The sequence below is a fragment of the Xanthobacter sp. BG11Y11_SDJG genome, from assembly GCF_057364445.1.
Map to the genome: position 1 here is coordinate 1 of NZ_JBNFNU010000262.1, position 6,308 is coordinate 6,308.

The following is a 6,308-nucleotide window of genomic DNA, read 5'->3' on the forward strand; positions in this document are numbered from 1 at the left end:
GGCGCCTCGCGCCGGGTCCGGCGCGGGCGAGACAGCGCGCCGGTTCGAGGGCGGCGCCCCGCAACACGGGCCGGCTGCCGCGTGAGGCATTGATGAGAGCAGATGAACCCGAAGCGGCGGCCGAGGCCGAGGCCAAGGCAACCGAAGGCCGGACCATGCCGCGCCACGACCTCGACCGCCTGTTCGTGAAGGGCATGCCGTTCTATGCCCGTCACGGCGTCTACGAGGCCGAGCGCGAACTCGGCCAGCGCTTCGTGGTGGACTGCGACTGCCGCCTCGACACCCGCCCCGCCGCCTGGGCCGACGACCAGGCGCTGACCATCTCCTACCAGAACATCTACGAGCAGGTCCGCGCGGTGGCGGAGGACGACCCGGTCCATCTCATCGAGACGCTCGCCGAGCGGATCGCCACACGCCTGCTGGACCATTTTCAGCTGCTGGAGGAAGTCTCGGTCACGGTGCACAAGCCGAATGCCCCGGTGAGCGGCATCTTCGCCGACGTCGCGTGGAGATCACCCGCCGCCGGTGAGCGCGGCGGGCCGCCATTTGCTTTGCCCGGCGCGGCGCTCTGCGCCATAACGGCGCCGGGCGGTGGGAGCGGCCGGCGCGCGGCGCCTCGCCCTGCCCCCTGGGCAAAGACGGGCAGGAGATTTTCGGTGAGCAACACGGCGGGCAGCGACAGCGTGACCCTCGAAGCCTATCTCGACCGGTGGGCCGGCGGCGATGCCGGCAGAGGCGCGGTCGCCGCCGCGGTCAGAGCCATTGCCGGCGCCGGCGTCGGCATCGCCGACCTGGTGGCGCGCGGTCCCCTGGAAGAGGGCCTCGCCAAGATCCGCGGCGTCGACCCCAATGCCGGGGGCGATGCCCAGAAGGAGCTGGACGTGGTGGCGGAGGAGCGCATCCTCGCCGCCTTGAAGCCCACCCCCGTCGCCTTCCTCGCCTCCGAGGAGAGCGAGGAGCTGATCCCGGTGAACCCGGCCGGCCGCCTGGTGGTGGCGGTGGACCCGCTGGACGGCTCGTCCAACATCGACACCAACGTGTCGGTGGGCACCATCTATTCCATCCTGCCCTATGACGCGGACGCCCATGCCAACCCGAAGGACGCGGTGATGCGCCCGGGCCGGCATCAGGTGGCGGCGGGCTTCCTCGCTTATGGGCCGGCGACCATTCTGGTGGCGACCTTCGGCGCGGGCACCCACGTGTTCGTGCAGGACCGCGCGAGCGGCGACTTCCTGCTCGCCCGCGAGAATGTGGAGATCCCGGCCGAGACCAAGGAATACGGCGTCAACCAGTCCAACGTCCGCCACTGGGACGCGGCCATGAGCGGCTATATCGCCGACTGCCTCGCCGGCAAGGACGGCCCGCGCGGCAAGGACTTCAACATGCGCTGGGTCGGCTCCATGGTGGCCGACGCCTTCCGCATCTTCACCCGCGGCGGCGTCTATCTCTATCCCGGCGACAAGCGCAAGGGCTATGCGGAGGGCCGCCTGCGGCTGATCTACGAGGCGAACCCCGTCGCCTTCCTTACCGAACAGGCGAAGGGCGGCGCCACCGACGGCAAGACCCCCATCCTCGACATCGTGCCGAGCCACATCCACCAGCGCATCCCGCTGGTGTTCGGCTCCAAGGCCGAAGTGGAGAAGATCGCCTCCTATTATTGAGGCGCTGGCCGGCGCCATGGCCGCGCCCCAATATGCGCCGAAAGAGCCCGCGCAAACCGGAGTTCGCCCTATGACCACGCCGCTGATCGCCCCCTCCATGCTCGCCTCCGACTTCTCGAAGCTCGGCGAGGAGGTGCGCGCGGTGGCGGCGGCGGGGGCGGACTACATCCATCTCGACGTGATGGACGGGCACTTCGTGCCCAACCTCACCTTCGGGCCGGACATCATCAAGGCGCTGCGGCCGCACACCGACAAGGTGTTCGACGTGCACCTGATGATCGCGCCGGTGGAGCCTTATCTCGAGGCCTTCGCCAAGGCCGGGGCGGACATCATCTCGGTCCATCCCGAGGCGACGCCCCATCTCGACCGCTGCCTGCAGGTCATCAAGGGGCTCGGCAAGAAGGCCGGCATCGCCATCAACCCCGCGACCTCGGAGCGGGTGCTGGACTATGCGCTGGAGAAGGCGGACCTGATCTGCGTCATGAGCGTCAATCCCGGCTTCGGCGGCCAGGCCTTCATCCCCGAGATGCTGGAGAAGATCGCCCGCATCCGCGACATGATCCGCGGCCGCGACATCCGCCTGGAGGTGGACGGCGGCGTGAACCCGGAACCGGCGCGCTCTGCGCCAAGGCCGGCGCCGACGTGCTCGTGGCGGGCTCGGCGGTTTTCAAGGACGGGCCGGCGCACTACAGGGCGAAGATCGAGGCGACTCCGCGGCGCCGCGGCGGGCGCGGTCGGGCTGGTCGCCTAAGGCCCCCCTCCGGAGCGCGGGTGCGGCGCGCCTCTTGACCGCGTCAGGAAAAACGTTCGATTGTTTCCACACCCTGCCCCGCGCTGGACCAGGGCGGCAAACTGTTCGCACGCCACGTCAAGTATGGTTAATTTTCCGTTCTAGATCAAAATGATAAGAGCAGTTTTTTCATGTTTCATGGAGACTGCCATTCCGGTCCTCGGGAGGACGTCCATGACCCTCGCCGCGCCGCGCTATGACGCGCTCGTCCGTGCCTTCCGCTGGCAGATCCCCGCCCGTTTCAACATGGGGGTGGCCTGCGTCGATGCCCATGCGGACGGCTCAGGCAAGCCCGCGTTGGTGTTCGAGGAGGAGAGCGGCACCGTACGCGCATACTCCTTCGATGAGGTTAAGAGCCTCACCAACCGCTTCGCCAACGCCCTCCTCGCCCAGGGGCTGAAGCGCGGCGACAGGGTGGCGGTGTTCCTCCCCCAGGCGCCGGAGACGGCCATCGCCCACCTCGCCGCCTTCAAGGCGGGGCTCGTCTCGGTGCCGCTGTTCACCCTGTTCGGCGACGAGGCGCTGGAGTTCCGCCTCGCCGCCTCCGGCGCCAAGGCGCTGGTGACGGACGCCTCGGGCCTCGCCAAGCTGGAGCGGGTGCGCGAGCGCCTGCCGGACCTTGCCACCGTCTACCTCACCGGCCCCGCCGCCGCGCCCGGAACGCTCTCCTTCGACGCCGCGCTGGCGCGGGCCAGCGACGCTTTCACCCCGGCCGACACGGGGCCGGACGATCCCGGCATCATCATCTTCACGTCCGGCACCACCGGGAACCCCAAGGGCGCGCTGCACGGCCACCGGGTGCTGCTCGGCCACCTGCCTTGCATCACCTTCATCCACGAGGGCATGCCCCGGCCCGGCGACCTGCACTGGACGCCGGCCGACTGGGCCTGGATCGGCGGCCTGTTCGACGTGCTGTTCCCGAGCCTCTATCTGGGCGTGCCGGTGCTGGCCCACCGGGCCAAGAAGTTCGACCCCGAAGCCGCCATGGACCTGATGGCGCGCCACAAGGTGCGCAACGTGTTCCTGCCGCCCACCGCGCTCAAGCTGCTGCGGCAGGCGGACGTGCGGCATGACGGGCTCGCCCTGCGCTCGCTGCTCACCGGCGGCGAGAGCCTCGGGGCGGAGCTGGGGGCGTTCGTGAAGGAGCGGCTCGGCGTCGAGGCGCGCGAGATCTACGGCCAGACCGAGTGCAACCTCGTGGTGGGCTCGAACTCGGACTTCTTCCCCATCCGCCCCGGCGCCATGGGACGGCCGATCCCCGGCCACGACGTGCGCATCGTCGACGAGGACGGGCGCGAGCTGCCGGACGGCACCGAGGGCCAGGTGGGCGTGCGCAAGGGCGACCCGGTGATGATGCTGGAATATTGGCGCAACCCGGGCGCCACCGCCGCCAAGTATGCGGGCGACTTCCTGCTCACCGGCGACATGGGCCGGCGCGACGCCGACGGCTACCTCTGGTATGTGGGCCGGGCCGACGACGTCATCACCTCGGCCGGCTACCGCATCGGCCCGGCGGAGATCGAGGACTGCATCCTCAAGCACCCCGCGGTGGCGCTGGTGGCGGTGGTGGGCGTGCCCGACCCGCTGCGCACCGAGGCGGTGAAGGCGTGGGTGGTGCTGAAGGACGGCGGCACGGCCTCCGACGACCTCGCCCGCGACATCCAGGATTTCGTGAAGACCAGGCTCTCGGCCCACGAATATCCGCGCCACGTGGCGTTCACGGACACCCTGCCCATGACCGCCACCGGCAAGATCCTGCGGCGGGAGCTGCGCGCGCGGGGCTGAGGCCCCGCGCCGACCTCAGGTCCGCGGGCGGCTCAGCCCTTCATGGCCTCTTCCATCGCCTTGCCCAGCCCCTTGAAGGAGACCGGCAGGATGATGGGGCTGCGCGAGCCGTTCTCGAAGGTGAACTCGCCCTTGCCCGCGCTGCCCTTGAGCGCGTCGAGCTGCTCCTTGGTCAGTTCGACCGAGGCGACGCAGTGCTGGCCGCAGCGCTTGTAGGTGAGCGTGATGTCGGCGACGTTCGGCACCTTGAACACCACGTTGGCGGGCAGCCACACGCCCGGCGGCACCAGGACGATGAGGCGCACCGGCCCGTCCTTCTCCGCACGCACGGCGATATGGGCCAGCACGCCCTTGAGGTCCGTGGTCTGAAGCGTCTGCACCGCCTCGCACTCGGGCTTGGCCGCGCCGCCCTTCTTGCAGCGCACGGTCCAGTCGTCGTGCACGGTGCGGGTCTCCGAGACCGGCGCCGCCGCCGGGGCGGGCGCGGCGGACTGGGCGAGAGCCGGAGCAGCGAAAGCGAACACCGCCAGCGCCGCGCCGGCGAGGGAGGGAACGCCGAGAGACCTGCGCGAGAACCTGATCATCAGCCTGCTCCTTGACCACCCCCGGCGCACCGGCCATCCGCCGGCCGGCACCCGCGATGCTTTTGCGCCTGCGCGCACCGGGATATCCGACCAGCCCCCCGGCAGGCAACCGGAATTGGCGGCAATGGCCGCCCGCACGCGCCGGCTCGACCTTTTCCCCGCAAGAAGGCATTCATGACCCGCCGCCAGGCGTCATGCCATGGCGCCAAGGAAGGGAGGCCGGTTTGGGTTCGAGACGGGTGCTTCTCGCCTGGGAGCTGGGCGTCGGCTACGGCCATTCCATGAAGCTCGCCCGGGTGGGCAGCCGCCTCGCCGCGGCCGGACACCAGGTGGTGGCGGCGTGCACCCGGCCGTTCTTCGCGACACCGCTGGACCAGGCGGGCATCCCGGTGCTGGTGGCGCCGGAGACGACGCCCGCGGGCTTCAGGCCGGTCCCTGCCTCGGCGACGCTCACGGATTCGCTCGCCCAGGCCGGGCTGCTGGACGAGCAGGCCATGCGCCGGGCCCTCGCCGGCTGGCGCGCCATCCTCGATGAGGTGCGGCCGGACCTCGTGGTTCTGGACTACGCCCCCATGGCGACACTCGCGGCGCGCGGGCGGGCGCGCACGATCCAGACCGGCGTCGGCTTCTGCCTGCCACCCCAGGACTTGACGGCGTTCCCGCTGCTCCACACCTTCGCGCCGCCGATGGCGCAGGACGCGGATATGCTGGACGCTGTCAACCGAGCGCTCGCGGCCGAAGGCAGCGACGGCATCGACCGCGTTGGCGCCCTGTTCCAGGCCGACGATGCCTTCGTCTGCACGTTCCAGCTGCTCGATCCCTATGCGGATCTGCGCCAGCGCCCCGCCGACGGGCCGCTGATGATCGAGCCCATGCGCGAGCGGCGGCCGGGCGCATCCGGCATCTTCGCCTATCTCCACATGGACGTGATCGCCCGGCCTGGCGTGATGGCGGCGCTTCTGGTTCTCGGCCCGATGCTGGAAATCTACACGCCCACCGCCGCCCCGGAGGTGGTCGCGGCGCTGCGCGCGGTCGGCGCGCGGGTCCATGGCGCGCCGCAGCGCATGAGCACCGTGCTGGAGCGCTCCCGTCTGGTGCTGCACCAGGGCAATGCGGGCATCGCCGCGGACGCGTTGGCGGCGGGCGTGCCCCAATACACCCTGTGCCAGCACGTGGAGCACTATCTCAACGGTGAAGCCATCGCCGCCGCGGGCGTGGCGCGCAGCCGTCTGCTGTTCGATCCCGGCTACATGCCGGATCCCACCGATATCCTCGCCTTCGCGGAAGACGAGGACGCCGCCCACCTGGCCCTGGCCGCCGGCCGCATGCACCGGGCGATCCTCGCGGAGCGCCCACCGCTTGAGCACCTGGTGGAGCGCTGCCTGGCGCTGCTGGCTGCGTGAGGCGCCTCAGCAGTAAGGACGGCAGGCAGGATCTGCGGCGGGGGCGGCGGGGTAACGGGCGGGGGCGGCGGCGTGATCGGCGGAC

General features: G+C 70.6%; 4 protein-coding genes and 1 pseudogene. 4 read left to right on the forward strand and 1 reads right to left on the reverse strand.

What is annotated here, in order from left to right; genetic code table 11:
• Positions 1-92 precede the first annotated feature (92 nt).
• The 3 genes and pseudogenes from AC2W7M_RS17970 (at position 93) to AC2W7M_RS17980 (ending at position 4,236) form a co-directional block, all read left to right on the forward strand.
• On the forward strand, positions 93-1,661 hold the full coding sequence (locus AC2W7M_RS17970; RefSeq protein WP_486133753.1) for a class 1 fructose-bisphosphatase: 1,569 nt from the start codon (positions 93-95) through the stop codon (positions 1,659-1,661).
• A gap of 70 nt (positions 1,662-1,731) precedes the next feature.
• A pseudogene (gene rpe, locus AC2W7M_RS17975) lies at positions 1,732-2,450 on the forward strand (ribulose-phosphate 3-epimerase).
• 175 nt (positions 2,451-2,625) lie between these two features.
• Positions 2,626-4,236: an acyl-CoA synthetase gene (locus AC2W7M_RS17980; protein WP_486133755.1), complete on the forward strand. Its 1,611-nt coding sequence runs from the start codon at positions 2,626-2,628 to the stop codon at positions 4,234-4,236.
• Positions 4,237-4,268: 32 nt separating this feature from the next.
• On the opposite strand, the gene AC2W7M_RS17985 is transcribed toward AC2W7M_RS17980, so the two are convergent.
• Positions 4,269-4,820: an invasion associated locus B family protein gene (locus AC2W7M_RS17985; protein ID WP_486133757.1), complete on the reverse strand. Its 552-nt coding sequence runs from the start codon at positions 4,818-4,820 to the stop codon at positions 4,269-4,271.
• Positions 4,821-5,044: 224 nt separating this feature from the next.
• Between AC2W7M_RS17985 and AC2W7M_RS17990 the strand changes: the two genes are divergently transcribed.
• On the forward strand, positions 5,045-6,223 hold the full coding sequence (locus AC2W7M_RS17990; protein WP_486133759.1) for a glycosyltransferase family protein: 1,179 nt from the start codon (positions 5,045-5,047) through the stop codon (positions 6,221-6,223).
• Positions 6,224-6,308: the final 85 nt, after the last annotated feature.

Excerpts from the sequence above, each read along its gene's own strand:
- AC2W7M_RS17970 (WP_486133753.1), top strand. The coding sequence starts at position 93 with ATGAGAGCAGATGAACCCGAAGCGGCGGCCGAGGCCGAGGCCAAGGCA.
- AC2W7M_RS17980 (WP_486133755.1), top strand. The coding sequence starts at position 2,626 with ATGACCCTCGCCGCGCCGCGCTATGACGCGCTCGTCCGTGCCTTCCGC.
- AC2W7M_RS17985 (WP_486133757.1), bottom strand. The coding sequence starts at position 4,820 with ATGATCAGGTTCTCGCGCAGGTCTCTCGGCGTTCCCTCCCTCGCCGGC.